9 protein-coding genes are annotated in these 15,397 nt (G+C 72.7%); 1 reads left to right on the forward strand and 8 read right to left on the reverse strand.

What is annotated here, in order from left to right; genetic code table 11:
* Window positions 1–29 precede the first annotated feature (29 nt).
* On the forward strand, window positions 30–863 hold the full coding sequence (locus tag OG896_RS08570; protein WP_329363882.1) for an SAM-dependent methyltransferase: 834 nt from the start codon (window positions 30–32) through the stop codon (window positions 861–863).
* Window positions 864–953: 90 nt separating this feature from the next.
* On the opposite strand, the gene OG896_RS08575 is transcribed toward OG896_RS08570, so the two are convergent.
* From OG896_RS08575 to OG896_RS08610, 8 genes are all read right to left on the reverse strand, one after another.
* A complete protein-coding gene (locus OG896_RS08575; RefSeq protein WP_329363884.1) occupies window positions 954–2,891 on the reverse strand; it encodes a phosphocholine-specific phospholipase C in 1,938 nt (645 codons plus the stop codon).
* A 219-nt stretch (window positions 2,892–3,110) separates the two neighbouring features.
* Window positions 3,111–3,893, reverse strand: coding sequence for a polysaccharide lyase family 7 protein (locus OG896_RS08580; protein ID WP_402448553.1), 783 nt, complete (start codon window positions 3,891–3,893; stop codon window positions 3,111–3,113).
* 370 nt (window positions 3,894–4,263) lie between these two features.
* The gene (locus tag OG896_RS08585) at window positions 4,264–6,069 is read right to left on the reverse strand and encodes a mucoidy inhibitor MuiA family protein (RefSeq protein WP_329363886.1); all 1,806 of its coding nucleotides are present in this window, start codon (window positions 6,067–6,069) and stop codon (window positions 4,264–4,266) included.
* 3 nt (window positions 6,070–6,072) lie between these two features.
* Complete coding sequence (locus OG896_RS08590; protein ID WP_329363887.1) at window positions 6,073–8,505, reverse strand: DUF4139 domain-containing protein; 2,433 nt, start codon at window positions 8,503–8,505, stop codon at window positions 6,073–6,075.
* Window positions 8,506–8,599: 94 nt separating this feature from the next.
* Window positions 8,600–9,598 carry an ornithine carbamoyltransferase gene (argF, locus tag OG896_RS08595; RefSeq protein ID WP_329363889.1) on the reverse strand — a complete coding sequence of 333 codons (999 nt, stop codon included), beginning with the start codon at window positions 9,596–9,598 and terminating at the stop codon, window positions 8,600–8,602.
* An 89-nt stretch (window positions 9,599–9,687) separates the two neighbouring features.
* A complete protein-coding gene (locus OG896_RS08600) occupies window positions 9,688–10,929 on the reverse strand; it encodes an arginine deiminase (protein ID WP_329363891.1) in 1,242 nt (413 codons plus the stop codon).
* Between the two features lie 242 nt (window positions 10,930–11,171).
* On the reverse strand, window positions 11,172–13,820 hold the full coding sequence (locus tag OG896_RS08605) for a polynucleotide kinase-phosphatase (RefSeq protein WP_329363893.1): 2,649 nt from the start codon (window positions 13,818–13,820) through the stop codon (window positions 11,172–11,174).
* Window positions 13,817–15,370 carry a 3' terminal RNA ribose 2'-O-methyltransferase Hen1 gene (locus tag OG896_RS08610; RefSeq protein ID WP_329363895.1) on the reverse strand — a complete coding sequence of 518 codons (1,554 nt, stop codon included), beginning with the start codon at window positions 15,368–15,370 and terminating at the stop codon, window positions 13,817–13,819. The genes OG896_RS08605 and OG896_RS08610 overlap by 4 nt, the downstream gene beginning before the upstream one ends.
* Window positions 15,371–15,397 lie beyond the last annotated feature (27 nt).

Here is a 15,397-nt window from a genome sequence, read left to right on the forward strand (position 1 = left end):
CACCATCGCGCTACCGAGAGGAAGTTTCCATGACCGACTCCGCATCGACCGCCCCCGTCCCCGAGGCCGTCGGCAAGCTGTACGACCGGCTCACGCTCACCGCGCTCGACGACGGCACGTTCAACCCCAACATCCACATCGGCTTCTGGGACACCCCGGACTCCGAGGCCACCTTGGAGGAGGCGGTCGACCGGCTCACCGACGTGCTGACCGAGCGGCTGGCGGTCGACGACTCCTCCAGCGTCCTCGACGTGGGCTGCGGGGTCGGCGGCCCGGGACTGCGGGTGGCGCGGCGGACGGGGGCCCGGGTCACCGGGATCAGCATCAGCCAGGAGCAGGTGAAGACCGCCAACCGGCTGGCCGAGGAGGCCGGGCTCGCCGACCGGGCCGTGTTCACGCACGGCGACGCCATGAAACTCCCCTTCGCGGACGGCTCGTTCGACGCCGTGATGGCCCTGGAGTCGATCATCCACATGCCCGACCGGCAGCAGGTGCTCACCGAGGCGGCCCGGGTGCTGCGGCCGGGCGGGCGGCTGGTGCTGACCGACATCTTCGAGCGGGCGCCGCGCAAGGAGGTGCCGCACCCGTCGATCCAGAAGTTCTGCCGCAACTTCATGGTGACCCTCGCCGACGCCGACGACTACGTCGCCCTGCTGCACCGTTCGGGCCTGCGGCTGCGCGGGCTGCTGGACATCACCGAGCACACCCAGCAGCGCACCTTCCAGGAACTGTCCCGGCCGGCCGCCGGCGGGGAGCGCCCCGAGGCGCTGGGCCAGACCAACCTGCCGGATCTGTTCCAGCCGTCCGACATGCTGGGCGTGGACGAGTTCGGCTGCCTGCTGGTGGCGGCGGTGCGCCCCTGAGGCGACCGCCCCGCGGCCCGGCCGCTCGCCCGGCCGCTCGCCCGGCCTCCGAGCGGGGACCGGGCGAGAGGCGCGGGCGGGTCGGGGGTGCTACGGGTAGGTGCGGCCCGCGAAGCGCCGGGCGAAGCCGTCGCCGACGTCGGCCGTCACGGTGTAGTCGTACTGGCCGTCGGAGGCCGGTGCGAGGGTGAGCGTCTTGGAGCCGCCGGCCGGGACGGAAGCGGACGTGGCGCCGCTTCCGGAGTAGCCGTTGGCGCCGACGGTGAACCGCACGGCGACGGTGCCGCCGTTGGTCAAGGTCAGCACCAGGGAGCGCGGCGATGCCGGGGCTGTCGACAGCGCCGCCTCCGGGTGGCCCTTGGTGGTGTCGCTCCAGGTCCGCACGTCGCCCTGGAAGCCGCGCAGGTAGCCGTCGGGGCCGTGCAGGTCGAAGTCGTACGGCCCGCCGCCGTAGGTCTGGGCGCTGAAGTAGTCCGAGATGTTCCCGCCCGCGGGCAGCGTGTACTGCCAGCTGCCGTAGGTGCGGTGGTTGACGGCGTAGGCGGAGAACGCGGCGCCCAGCGAGCCCGTGCCGACCGTCTTGAACCAGATCCGCCCGGTCGAGGTGTCCGTCCACGACGTGGTGTCGAAGAAGTAGTCGATCCGGCGGGCCGGCCGGGTGCCCTGTTCCTGGACGGGTGCCACCGGCGTGGCCGGCGGCGCGGCGTCGGGCAGCGAGTTCTCCGCGTCGCAGGCGGCGACGAGCGCCTTGGTGTCCGGGAGCGACGGGAAGGAGGTGTTGGCCGTGGTGAAGTCGAAGGCCGACATCAGGTCGCCGCAGACCAGCCGGCGCCACGCGGAGATGTTCGTCTCCTTCACGCCCGTCCAGTTCTCCAGGAAGCGCAGCGGCGAGGTGTGGTCGGCGACCTGGGAGTTGACGTATCCGCCGCGGCTCCAGGGCGAGATGACGATCATCGGCACCCGCGGGCCGAGGCCGATCGGCGCGCCGCCGACGAACTCGTCGGCCGTCCCCGACGGCGGCACCGGCGGCGCCACGTGGTCGAAGAAGCCGTCGTTCTCGTCGAAGTTGAGGAAGACCACCGTCTTCGCCCACACCGCCGGGTTCGCGGCGAGCGCCTGGAGGACGTACTGCGAGGTGTAGTCGGCGCCGTAGGCCGGCGGGTAGTCGGGGTGCTCCGACTGGCTGGCCGGGGCGACGATCCAGCTCACCGAGGGCAGCGTGCCGGCGGCGACGTCCGCGGCGAAGGCGCCGGCGGCACGGCGCTGCATGCCGTTGACGTACAGCGGGGACGTGGTGGCCGCCTGCTGGAAGCTCTTGAACCACGCGAGCGGGTTGTCGTCGTAGTTGTCCTGCTGCTGGTAGACCCGCCAGGAGATGCCGGCCGCCTGGAGCCGCTCGGCGTAGGTCGTCCAGCTGTAGCCCTTCTCGGAGTTGTCGGTGACCGGGCCGCCCTTGGTCCCCGCCGGGTCGATGGTGGCGGACCACTGGTAGAGCCGGTTGGGGTTGGTCGGGCCCTGCACCGAGCAGAAGTACTGGTCGCAGACGGTGAACGCCTCCGCGAGCGCGTACTGGAACGGGATGTCGGCGCGCTGGTAGTACCCCATGGAGTACGCGCTCTTGGCCGGGACCCAGTTGTTGTACAGGCCGTTGTTCCACGCGCTGTGGGTGCCGGACCAGCCGTGGTCGAGGTCGACCACCCGCTGCGCGTCGGTCGTCGAGGTGTCCAGGTGCCAGGGCAGCACCAGGTTGCCGCCGGAGGGGCCCGAACTGGTCTGGTGGAGGACGTCGGAGTTGTTCGGGAAGCGCAGGCGCGAGCGGTCGGCGTATCCGCGCACGCCCTTGAGCGTGCCGAAGTAGTGGTCGAAGGACCGGTTCTCCTGCATGAAGATCACCACGTGCTCGACGTCGTCGAGCGTGCCGGCGGTCGGCGACGCGGCCATCGCCTGCTGCATACCGGCAGGCAGCGCGGCGGCGAGGGATGTGCCGGCAGCTGCGCCGAGGAACGTACGGCGGGTCAGAGGCGTCACAGCTTCTCCTCAGTCGTGTGGGGGCCGTAGGAGCGTGTCGAGGCCCGGTGACGGCGCCTCGAAGGGATACCTGCCCGGGAGTGAACAAGTCGTCAAGTTTGGACCAGACCCGTTATCCTTTTGTGATTTCCGTCGGGGCGATACCGGCGCCATCCGCGGCGAACCCCGCCGCGTCGGGTCAACCCGGCGCGGCGGGGCGGGAGTTCGCGGGGTCAGGGCTCAGCTGCTGTGGGAGACGGTGAGCCCGTAGAAGGCGACGCGGGCTCCGTTGGTGGTGCTGTCGGAGGAGGACTGGTTGTAGGAACCGGCCTTGAAGTACTGCTTGTAGGCGTCGAAGGACGACGCGATGGCGTAGTGCGTGGTACTGCCGTTGACCGTCAGGTCGATGGTGTCGCCGCCGGAGACGGCGATCGTGTAGCTCCAGGTCTTGCCGATCGACACGTGGCCGACCGTGTGCGTGGTCTGGCCGCCGGACGGCGAGTTCTCCACGCCGGCCACGATGTCGCCGTTCGCGTGGTAGTAGAGCTCGATCAGCGGCTTGGTGGACGACCCGCCGCTGCCGAGGTGGATCTGCCCGACGCAGACGTTCGACGTCACGGAGACCACGCGCAGCGTCGCGTTGAGCTTGTGGCTGCCGCCGAGCGACCAGTCCGCGGCGCTGCCGTTGGAGTTCATCTCGCGCAACTCGGAGCGGGCGTAGTTGGAGTTGGGCGTGGTGACGCCCTTCTCCGGGGCCCAGAAGGTCATCGCGCCGTCGCGGGTGTCGGTGTAGAAGTACGAGTCCTGGAAGCCGTCGTCGCCCTGGAGCTGGGAGGACGGGATGGTGGTCGGCGAGCCCGGGGAGCCGACGGGCTCCTGCAACTCCCAGACCGACAGGTTGAAGTTGCCGCCGGGCGCCTTGGTGGGGGACGCGGCGCTCGCGCTGGTGGTGCCGAGGAGCCCGAGGGTCGCGGCGACGCCCATGGCGGTCGCCGCGACGAGGAGCTTGGAGCGGATTCTCATGTGGGGGGAACCTTCCGTGCTCGTTGTTCAGTTACGTGAACTAGGTCTAGTCTTTTGGACGTTCACTTGGATAGCACGGGCGGGGCGGGCCGTCAATGACCCTGTATAGGAATGGAGTTCATGTCGCTGAACGTCAACTCGACGGCGTGCGGCGGGATCGGGGCGAGCGGAACGCGTACGGGCGGTTCGGCACGGCGAGCGGGCACGGGCGACGGGTACCGGGTACCGGGTACGGACGAGCGGGTGCGTGCGGAACGGTACGGGTACCGGGTACCGGGTACGGACGAGCGGGTGCGTGCGGAACGGCACGGAAGGGGTGCGGGCGGAGCCGCAGGGAAGGGGTCCGGGCGGTTCGGCGGCGGGCCGGCCGCTACAGACCCGTCACCGAACTCGACGCCGTGAGCTCGTAGACGAGGGTGATCTCGCGCCGTTCGCCCGGGCCGAGGGCCAGTGCGTAGCGGACGATGCCCTCGTCGTCGGGCTCGTCGGGGGCGGGTGACGAGGACTCGGCCCGCACCCGTACCTCGACCGCCGAGACCTCCGAGACCGGGACACGCTCGCGGATCACCAGTTCCTGCGCGCCGCCGCCGTACGGTGCGTCGAGCCGGGACACGAACAGCCGGACCTGACGGGTGATCACCGTGCGCTGGTTGATGGCGGCCAGCCCCGCGGTGTCGCGGGTCTCCTCGACCTGACGGACCACCCGGAAGGTGTCCTCGCTGCCGAACGCCAGCCGGACCTGGGCGCCGACGCCGGTGAACGCCAGCTCGCCGCGGCCGACGAAGCCGCTGCCCCGTACCAGGTCCACCGGTCCGGCCAGCAGCACATGGCCGGCCGCGTTGGTGAAGTGCGCGGTCGTCACCAGCAGCGGCGACAGCTCGGGGGCGCAAGTGCGCTCCGCGCGGCAGGGCGCGGTGAAGGAGGACAGGTGCACGCGGTGCGGCCGCCCGTCGGAGGGGACGTCGACCGGGTGCGGGGCGGCCAGCGTACGTACCGCGCCGCCGTCGTCGAGCCCCGGCAGACGTGCGGCCCCGGCTCCGCCCCCGCCCGCGGCACCGGTCCCGGGTGCGCCCGCGTCGCCGGCCGAGTCGTCGCCGACCGTACGGATCTCCTCCTCCCGGAGGTTCACCTCCACGGTGCGCCGCTCCTCCGCCGAGCGCTCACGCAGCGTGAGCACGTCCTCGGTGAGGGCCGGCGGGTTCGCGGCGAGGGTGGGCCGCGCGGTGGACAGCGACAGCGCGACGCCGTGCCAGTCCTCGCCGGTGGCCTGCCACACGAACGCGTCGGTCTCCAGCCGCACGGAGTCCCGGTCCGCGCCGAGCGTCGCCCGGTAGGCGGGCCGCCACAGCGCGCACGGGACGAGATGCGTGACACGGACCTCCGCCGGGCCAGCGCCCTCCGCCTCCACGACGAGTTCGACGTGCGCGGTCAGCACCTGCGGTTCGCTTTCGGTGGCCGCCAACGCCGCCCGGGCCTCGCCCAGTTCCTCGCCGATGTCGTGCAACCGGCGGCGCAGCCGGTGCAGTTCGCCGATGCGGGTCTCGGCCTCCTGGTCCACCCGGTCCAGCCGGTCGGCCCAGCGCTCCGGATCGGCGGAGCCCGCGCCCGCACCCTGCACGATGTCACGGTGCAGATCGGTCCTGGCCTGGTCGATCACGGCGAGCGCGTTCTCCTGACGCTGCTTCAGCTGCCGCGCGTCGTACAGCTCCCGTTCCAGTTCGTGTACGTCGCGGCGCAACTGCGAGGCGTCGAGGCCGGGTTCGCCGGGCGGAGCGGGCGTGTACGCGCGGACCACGCGAGCGTCCACGACGCGGGCGGCGGGGGCGTGTTCGCCGTCCGCCGGGCGGGCGGAGAGGTCCGCGCGCAGCGAGCGGTCGACGGCGAGCGGCGTGACCGGGCCGACCCGCAGCCGCTGCACACCGGCGACGAGCGGCACGGTGCCGGTGCGTTCGACCTGGGCGCGGTCCTCCAGGCAGGTCACCGCGGTGATGGGCAGGTGGAGCAGGTCCCGCTGAGCGGCGGCGTCCGCACCGGCGCCGGCAGGAGCGGAGTCCGGGGCGGCCGGGGTCTCCCGGGCGAACGAGGAGTTCCGGATGGACGGGAAGTCCGTTGCGGGGAAAGGGTCCTGGGCGGGCGAAGGGTGCTGGGCGGGCGAAGGGTGCTGGGCGGCAGACATGGTTCAGTTCCTCCGGTTTCCGCCGACGACCGACTTCCCCACCGGCAGCCGGATCTCGAACCCTCCGGTGAGGGTCGCGGTCCGCCCCGGCTCCAGCGTGACCCGCCACACCCGGGCCCCGGCGACGTAGGTCCCCTCCTGGCCGTCCAGTGGCGCACCGGGGTCGGTCCAGCGCGGCTCGGCCCGACGCTCCTCGATGCGGACGTCCTTGTCGGCCGAGGTCGGTATGCGCTCGCGCACCTCCACGAGCGCCGGGTACGGCAGCCGGTTGGCGACCTCCACCTCCACGGTGTGGTCGAGCACGGTGGTGCCGCCGCGCAGCCCGGCGGTCGACTCGCGCATGTGGGCCCGCCGCGCCACCTGGACGCTTTCGGCCACCCCGAGGCCGACCGCCTGCCGCTGCCCCGGGGCGAGGGTCGGCAGGGCCGCGGTGCGCACGAAGTCGCCGTCGACCATGACGTCGGCGGGGCCGGCGAGCAGCGGGTGCGCGGAGGTGTTCGTGACCAGGACCGTGCCGAACACGGCGGTGTCCTGCGCCGGGACGCAGACGTACTCGAACTCGGTGCGGACCGGGATCTCACTCACCGGCACCGTGTGCCACTGGCCGTCCGCCTCGACGTCGACCGGTGCCGCGGTGTCGAAGCGGTAGTCGAACGAGCCGGCCGACAGCCGGACGTCCACCGCGTGCGCGGGGCGGGCCAGGCGCGCCACGGCCGCGGCCCGGCGGCGGTACTCCGTGACGACCGCGTCCGTGCCCTCACCGGCGGTGCGCAACGTGCCGCGGCCCTCGGACGCCTGCGGGCCGGCCATCACCAGGCTTGCGTAGTCGAGGAGTTCGGCGGCGGGGGCGAGGTGGGCAGGCGGCGCGGGCTGCGGGGCCAGGGCCGGCAGCGGTGCGGTCGGCAGCGGCGGGGCCCCGGGGGCGGGTCCCATGTCCGCGGAGACCTTGGGCCGGCGGGCGGCGGCGCGGTGCCGGGGCTGTGCGGACGGGGGCGCCGGCGCGGGCGGCGCGGACCCGGAGAACGAGCGGGTGACCTCGGCCGCGCCTCCGTAGCCGAAGTCGGCCTCCTCCTGCGCCGCGCCGTGGCCCTCGCCCAGCGGCCCGAAGGACGGGGACAGGGTCAGGGCGCCTCCCGGCGCGGGCGGCACGACGGGGGCGGAGGCCAATGCGTGACCCGCCGCCGGCAGTTGCGGGTGGCGCGCGTCCTCGGCGGCCTTCGCGGTGTCGTAGCCGGTGAACAACTCGTCGAGGCCGGGCGGGGGTTCGCGCCAGCCAGGGCCGGCGGGCTCCTGCTGGCTGCGGCCGATCCGCAGGCTGCGCAGCTCCGGCAGGTCGGCGCGGCGCAGCAGGTCGGCGGTGGACAGGCCGAGCCGTACGCCGGTCCAGTCCTCGCCGGTCCGCTGGGCGACGCAGGCGCGCAGCACCAGGGTGCCGGCGCCGCTGTCGCCGTCCAGGCGCAGTTGGTAGACGGGGGCCCAGGTGGCGCCGGGTACGTGGTACTCCAGTTCCACCTCGGCTGCCGCGGAGGAGTCGGCGGCGTCATCGGAGGGGCCGGTACCGTCGGAGGAGTCGGCGGCGTCATCGGAGGGGTCGGCGCCGTCGGAGGAGCCGGTACCGTCATCGGAGGGGTCGGCGCCGTCGGAGGAGCCGGTACCGTCATCGGAGGAGTCGGTACCGTCGGAGGAGTCGGTACCGTCCACGAAGACGGTGCCGTCGGCCGGGCCCGCGCCGTCGGACACCAGGGTCACCACCGCGTACACGGACGGCTCCACCCGGTCGGCGAGCAGCGCGCCGGACGACTCGTTCAGCCGGTGCCTGAGGACGTCGGCGTCGTGTTCGGCCTGCTCCAACTCGTCCTCGGTGGCGCGCAGTCGGGTGTGCAGCACGGCCAGCCGCGCGTCGACGAACCCGGCCAGCGCGAGGATGGACTCCACGGGCGCCCAGCGGGGCGGGTCGCCGCGCCGGGTCTGGGGCGGTTCGGCCCGGAACCCGGCGACCTCCTCGATCTCGCCCGCCAGCCGCTCGCGCCGGTCCCGCAGCCTCGCCAGGCGGTCCTCGGCGTCCTCCAGGTCCAGCCGCAGGCCGGGGGCCTCCTCGCCGCGCCGCAGCGTGGCCGCGACATCGACGCGGATGTCCGCCACCCGCAGCCCGGGCGGCCCCGACACCACGCTCCCGCGCAGCGAGCCCGCGCTCAAGGTCGGTGGCAGGCCGCCGATCCGGACCCGGACCGTACCGTCGCTACCGGGCACGGACTCGGGTGCGGCCGTGGACGCCGGCCCAGCCGCGGTCACGGCCGTAGGCAGGACGACCGAGGCTCGGCGCGTGCACACCGCGCCCTCGGCGTGCACCACGACCGCTGTCAGCACGGACCGCGCCTCTCCCGGCCCGCTCCCGCTGTCCGCGGTGCTGGTCGGCGCGCTCTCGCCGTTCTCCATGCCTCCCCCTGCCGGCCGGCGTGCTTCCGGTCACGGGGACCGGAACTCGTCCGTACCCTAGCCGAGTTCGGCCGGGCGCCCGCAGGCGCCGGGCTCAGGCGAGGGTGGCGACCAGGATCGCCTTGATGGTGTGCATGCGGTTCTCGGCCTGGTCGAAGACGACGGACCGCTCGGACTCGAAGACCTCGTCGGAGACTTCGAGGTAGTCCAGGCCGTGCCGCTCGTGGATCTCACGGCCGACGGTGGTGCCGAGGTCGTGGAGCGCGGGCAGGCAGTGCAGGAAGGTGGCCTGCGGATTGCCGGTGGCCCGCATCACGTCGGCGGTGACGGCGTACGGGGAGAGCAGCCGGATGCGCTCGTCCCAGACCTCCTTGGGCTCGCCCATCGACACCCACACGTCGGTGTGCACGTGGTCGACGCCCCGGACGCCCTCCTCGACGCTCTCGGTGAGGGTGATCCGCGCCCCGGTCCGCGCCGCCAACCCGCGGGCCTGCGCGACCACGTCGGCCTGCGGCCACATCGCCTCGGGCGCGGCGATCCGTACGTCCATGCCGAGCAGCGCGCCGGTGACCAGCAGCGAGTTGCCCATGTTGTAGCGGGCGTCGCCGAGGTAGGCGTAGGAGATCTCGGACAGCGGCTTGGGGTTGTGCTCGGTCATGGTGAGGACGTCGGCGAGCATCTGGGTGGGGTGCCACTCGTCGGTGAGGCCGTTCCACACCGGTACTCCGGCGTGCGCGGCCAGTTCCTCGATGGCGGTCTGGGCGTGCCCGCGGTACTGGATGCCGTCGAACATCCGGCCCAGCACCCGGGCGGTGTCCTTGATCGACTCCTTGTGGCCGATCTGCGAGCCGGACGGGTCGAGGTAGGTGGTGCCGGCGCCCTGGTCGGCGGCGGCGACCTCGAAGGCGCTGCGGGTCCGGGTGGACGTCTTCTCGAAGACCAGCGCGATGTTCCGCCCGCGCAGCCGCTGCACCTCGGCGCCCGCCTTCTTGGCCGCCTTCAGCTCCGCGGCCAGCTCCACGAGGTGGCGGAACTCCTCCGGAGTGAAGTCCAGCTCCTTGAGGAAGTGCCGGCCCTTGAGGTCGACGGCCATGCGGAACTCCTAGCGTGCGGCGTCATCGAATACTGGAACCCTATACGATGATCGGCATTCTTATACAGCCCCCTGAGGTAAGCCGCCGGTCACACCGCGTCGCGCTCGATCGGGCAGGTCATGCAGCGCGGCCCTCCCCTGCCCCGGCCCAGTTCGCTGCCGGGGATCTCGATCACCTCGATGCCGCGCTTGCGCAGGAACGTGTTGGTGGTCGCGTTCCGCTCGTAGGCCACCACGACGCCCGGTTCCACCGCCAGGACGTTGCAGCCGTCGTCCCACTGCTCGCGTTCGGCGGCGTGCACGTCCTGGGTGGCGGTGAGCACGGTGATCGCGTCGAGGCCGAGGGCGGCGGCGATCGCCCGGTGCATGTGCTCGGGCGCGTGGTCGGTGACCTTCAGCTCGCCCTCCTCCGCGCCCGGCTCGATGGTGTACGACCGGAGCATCCCCAGGCCCGCGTACTGGGTGAAGGTGTCGCCGTCGACCATGGTCATCACCGTGTCCAGGTGCATGAACGCCCGCCCCTTCGGCATGTCCAGCGCCACGATGGTGCGGGCCGAACCGGCCTCGAACAGCCCGCGCGCCAGCATCTCGACGGCCTGCGGGGTGGTGCGCTCGCTCATCCCGATCAGTACCGCGCCGCGGCCGATCACCAGCACGTCGCCGCCCTCGATCGTCGACGGGTACGCGTTCTGGCCCTCGGACCAGACGTGGAAGCCGCCGTCGGCGAAGAGCGGGTGGTGCCGGTAGATCGCCTCGAAGTGCACGGTCTCGCGCTGCCGGGCCGGCCAGCGCATCGCGTTGATGCTCACCCCGTCGTAGACCCAGGCGGAGGTGTCGCGGGTGAACAGGTGGTTGGGCAGCGGGTTGAGCAGGAAGTCGTCCAGGTCCATGGCGTGGAACCGGACCGAGACCGGCTCGGCGAACCGCTCCAGGAACTCCCGTTTCGTCATGCCCCCGACCAGCGCCTCGGTCAGGTCCGGGGCCGGCAACTCGTCGAACGCCGCTCGCAGGTGCCCGGTGGCCAGCGGGCCGTACTCCTTCTCGTCGAAGACCCGGTCCAGGACGAGCCGCTTCGCCGCCGGCACCTCAAGCGATTCGCACAGCAGGTCGCCGAAGAGGTGGACCTGCACGCCGCGGTCGCGCAGCACGTCGGCGAACCCGTCGTGCTCGGCCCTGGCCCGTCGGACCCACAGCAGGTCGTCGAAGAGCAGCGCGTCCTTGTTGGTCGGGGTCAGACGCTTCAGTTCGAGATCGGGGCGGTGCAGGATGACGCGGCGCAGCCGCCCGGTCTCGGAGTCGACGTGGAAGCCGTTGTCCGCCATGGAAGCCATGGAAGAAGAGCTTCCCACGTCGGGGACGGCTCAACACGGCAGCGCGCCCGTTGTGCCGGGTCGGTGGTGTGCCGGGGCCGGGGCGTGGTGGGTGCGGGGGGGGTGGTGGGTGCGGGTGGCTACGGGCACGGGCGGTGCCGTACGACGGGCGGTGCCGTACCGCGGTGTGCGGCACGGCACCGTACGCGTACGGCCCGACGGGGGGCGGACGGGTTCACCGCCGCGGGTTCACCGCCCCGGGTTCACAGCCGCGGGTCGACCGGCTCGGACTCCAGCGCGAGCACCGCGAAGACCGCTTCGTGCACCCGCCACAGCGGCTCACCGGTGGCGAGCCGGTCCAGCGCCTCCAGGCCGAGGGCGTACTCGCGCAGGGCGAGGGACCGCTTGTGGCCGAGCGTACGGCCGCGCAGCCGGGCCAGGTGCTCGGGGCGGGTGTACTCCGGACCGTAAATGATCCGCAGGTACTCCCGACCACGGCACTTCACCCCGGGCTGCACCAGTCGGCCGGACTCGGTGCGTACCAGCGCGGCCAGCGGCTTGACCACCATGCCCTCGCCGCCCTCCTCGGTCATCTCCAGCCACCAGCGCACCCCGGCGGCCACCGACTGCTCGTCGCCGGTGTCGACGTGCAAACTGCGGGTGGGCTGGAGCAGGCCGCTGGTGTCGGCCTCGACCAGGCGGTCGATGAGGGCGAGCTGCCGGTCGTGCGGCACGTCCGCGAGGCTGCGGTCCTGGACGGCGAGCAGCTGGAACGGTGCCAGCCGCACCCCGTCGAGCCCGTCGGTGCTCCAGCAGTAGCGGCGGTACGCCTCGGTGAACGCGGCCGCGTCGGCGGCCCGCTCACCCTGCCGGGACAGCAGCGTGGAGACGTCGGTGCCACGCTTGGCCGCCGCCTCCAGCGCGGCGAGGGCGGCGGGGAAGGCGGCGCCGGACGCGGCGCCCACCGCGGCGTACTGCTTGCGCAGCAGACCGGACGCCTTCAGCGACCACGGCAGCAACTCGGCGTCGAGCAGCAGCCAGTCGGTGCCCAGCTCCTCCCACAGGCCGGCGGTGGTGACGGCCGCGCGCAGCCGGGCCAGCACCTCCTCGGTGACGGCCGGGTCGTCGAAGAAGGGCCGGCCGGTGCGGGTGTGCACGGCGCCGGTGACCCCGGGGGCGGTGACGCCGAAGCGGTCCCTGGCGGTGGCCTCGTCGCGGCAGACCAGGGCGACCGCGCGCGAGCCCATGTGCTTCTCCTCGCAGACGACCTGTGCGACGCCGTCGTCCCGGTAGGAGGCGAACGCCTCGGCCGGGTGCTCCAGGTACCCCTCCTGGGTGGACGTGGCGCACGGCGACATGGTCGGCGGCAGATAGCCGAGCAGGCGCGGGTCGACCGCGAAGCGGCTCATCACCTCGAGGGCCGCGGCCGCGTTCTCCTCCCGGACGGCGAGCCGGCCCATCCGGGAGGTCTCGACGGTACGGCGGCCGGCGACGTCGGCGAGGTCGAGCGGACGGCCGTCCTTCGCGACGGGCGCGGGCGTGGCCAGCGGCTTCACCGGCTCGTACCAGACCTGCTCGGCCGGCACGTCGACGATCTCCCGCTCCGGCCAGCGCAGCGCGGTCATCCGGCCGCCGAAGACGGCGCCGGTGTCGAGGCACAGGGTGTTGTTGATCCACGACGTGGTCGGCACGGGGGTGTGGCCGTAGACGACGGCGGCGCGGCCGCGGTAGTCCTCGGCCCACGGGTAGCGCACGGGCAGGCCGAACTCGTCGGTCTCGCCGGTGGTGTCGCCGTACAGGGCGTGCGAGCGGACCCGGCCGGAGGTGCGGCCGTGGTACTTCTCGGGCAGCCCGGCGTGGCAGACCACCAACTTGCCCCCGTCCAGCACGTAGTGGCTGACCAGGCCCTCGACGAAGGTCTTCACCTTCGCGCGGAACCCGGGGTCGCGCTCGTCCTCCCGCTCGAACTGCTCGATGGTCTCGGCGAGGCCGTGGGTGTGCTGCACGTTGCGGCCCTTGAGGTAGCGGCCGAGCTTGTTCTCGTGGTTGCCCGGCACGCACAGGGCGGTGCCCGCCTCGACCATGCCCATCACGCGGCGCAGCACGCCAGGGCTGTCCGGACCCCGGTCGACCAGGTCGCCGACGAACACGGCGGTGCGGCCCTCGGGGTGGGTGCCGTCGCGGTAACCGAGTTTCGCCAGCAGCGTCTCCAGCTCCGAGCTGCATCCGTGCACGTCGCCGATGATGTCGAAGGGGCCGGTGAGGTGGGTCAGGTCGTTGTACCGGCGCTCGGTGACCACCCGCGCGGTGTCCACCTCCTCGGTGCCGCGCAGGATGTGGACCTTGCGGAAACCCTCGCGCTCCAGGCCGCGCAGCGAGCGGCGCAGCTCGCGCGTGTGGCGCTGGACGACGTGGCGGGGCATCCCGGCGCGGTCCGGGCGGGTCGCGTTGCGATCGGCGCACACCCGCTCCGGGACGTCCAGCACGATCGCGATCGGCAGCACGTCATGCTCGCGGGCCAGCGCGATCAACTGGCGGCGCGCCTCGATCTGCACGCTGGTCGCGTCGATCACGGTGCGGCGCCCCGCCGCGAGCCGCTTGCCCGCGATGTAGTGCAGCACGTCGAACGCGTCGCGCGTCACGCTCTGGTCGTTCTCGTCGTCGCCGACCAGGCCGCGGCAGAAGTCCGACGAGATCACCTCGGTCGGCTTGAAGTGCCGCGCGGCGAACGTGGACTTGCCCGAACCGGTGGCCCCGATCAGCACGACCAGCGAAAGGTCGGTGACGGCCAGCTCGCGCGGCGGCTTCACCGCGTCCGGCGCGGCCGCGGAAGCCGGTGTTTCCTCGATCTGCGGGGCGTCCGGGGTGTCCGGAGTGTCCGGGGTGTCCGGGTTCCTACAGTGCTCGGTCATGCGACGGCCTCCTTCTCGTCCTTGTTGTCCTGGTCCCGCTTACGGTCCTGCTCGCGGCCCTGCCTACGGTCTTCACCGGTCCCGGCGCCGTGATCCGCGTCGGGGCCCCCGGCGAGAGCGAAGACGGCCATCTGCGTGGGCGCCCCCACCTCGGGGTCGTCCGGCCCGACCGGCACGAACCGCACCTGGTAGCCGTACTGCTCCGCCACCCCGTCCGCCCAGGCGCCGAACTGCGCCCGCGTCCACTCGAACCGGTGGTCCGCGTGCCGCACATGCCCGGCCGGCAGCGACTCCCACCGCACGTTGTACTCGACGTTCGGTGTCGTCACGACCACCGTCCGCGGCCGAGCCGCCCCGAACACGGCGTACTCCAGCGCCGGCAGCCGCGGCAGGTCCAGGTGCTCGACCACCTCGCTGAGCACCGCCGCGTCGTATCCCTTCAGCCGCGCGTCGGTGTACGCCAGCGATCCCTGGAGCAGCGCGACCCGCCCGGCCTGCCGCTCCCCCATCCGGTCCAGCCGCAACCGGCGCGCCGCGATGTCCAGCGCCCGCACCGACACGTCCACACCCACGATCTCGGTGAACCGCACCTCCTTCAGCAGCGCCGCCACCAACTGCCCCTGCCCGCAGCCCAGGTCCAGCACCCGCGCCGCGCCCGCCCCACGCAGCTCGGCGAGGATCGCCTCCCTGCGCTGCACCGCCAGCGGCGCCGGCCGCTCCGCCACCTCCTCGGGCACCTCCGGCTCCACCGCGTTGTCGATCTCCTCCACCTCGATGTCATCGGCGTCGGCCAGCCGCACCAGCTCCAGCCGCTCCATCGCCTGCCGCGTCAGCGACCAGCGCCGGGAGAGGTAGCGGCTGGTGATCAACTTCTGCTCCGGGTGCCGCGGCAGCCACCCCTCGCCGAACCTCAGCAGCTTGTCCACCTCGTCCGCCGACACCCAGTAGTGCTTGGCGTCATCCAGCACCGGCAGCAGCACATACAGGTGCCGCAACGCGTCGGCCAGCCGCAACTCCCCTTCCAACGTCAGTGCCACATACCGCGACTCGCCCCACTCCGGGAACCTCGCGTCCAGCGGGATCGGCTCGGCCGCCACTCGCCATCCCAGCGGCTCGAACAGCTTCGCCACCAGTTCCGGCCCACCCCGCGCGGGCAGCACGGGCACCTCGACCCGCAGCGGCATCGGCGCCGCCGCCCGCTCCGGATGTGTCCGGCACTCCCCGCGCAGCGCGCTCGAGAACACCGTCCGCAACGCCACCGCCAGCAACGACGACGCGGCATACGGCCGGTCGTTCACATACTGGGCGAGCGCGGCATCGGGCGCGCCACCACGACCTCGGCCCTTCCCGCGCCGCACCAGCGCGGGCGAATCCACCTCCAGCAGCAACGCAGCGGTGGTCGACTCAGCGGTCGCCTCGGGGTAGAACACATGCGCCTCGCCGTACGCCGTCGAGAACGCCTGTGCCTTGTCCGGATGCTTGTGAAGCAAGAACCCCAGGTCAGTGGCCGGAACTTCGGTGCTGCCGGTGGCAGTGATCGTCATGAACACGTATCCGAGTATCGACGGCCGGGCTCC

This window comes from Streptomyces sp. NBC_00669 (genome assembly GCF_036226785.1).
Taxonomy (GTDB): Bacteria; Actinomycetota; Actinomycetes; order Streptomycetales; family Streptomycetaceae; genus Actinacidiphila.

Coding starts and splice junctions, on each gene's coding strand:
- OG896_RS08570 (WP_329363882.1), top strand. CDS start 30: ATGACCGACTCCGCATCGACCGCCCCCGTCCCCGAGGCCGTCGGCAAG.
- OG896_RS08580 (WP_402448553.1), bottom strand. CDS start 3,893: ATGAGAATCCGCTCCAAGCTCCTCGTCGCGGCGACCGCCATGGGCGTC.
- OG896_RS08585 (WP_329363886.1), bottom strand. CDS start 6,069: ATGTCTGCCGCCCAGCACCCTTCGCCCGCCCAGCACCCTTCGCCCGCC.
- OG896_RS08590 (WP_329363887.1), bottom strand. CDS start 8,505: ATGGAGAACGGCGAGAGCGCGCCGACCAGCACCGCGGACAGCGGGAGC.
- argF (WP_329363889.1), bottom strand. CDS start 9,598: ATGGCCGTCGACCTCAAGGGCCGGCACTTCCTCAAGGAGCTGGACTTC.
- OG896_RS08600 (WP_329363891.1), bottom strand. CDS start 10,929: ATGGCTTCCATGGCGGACAACGGCTTCCACGTCGACTCCGAGACCGGG.
- OG896_RS08605 (WP_329363893.1), bottom strand. CDS start 13,820: ATGACCGAGCACTGTAGGAACCCGGACACCCCGGACACTCCGGACACC.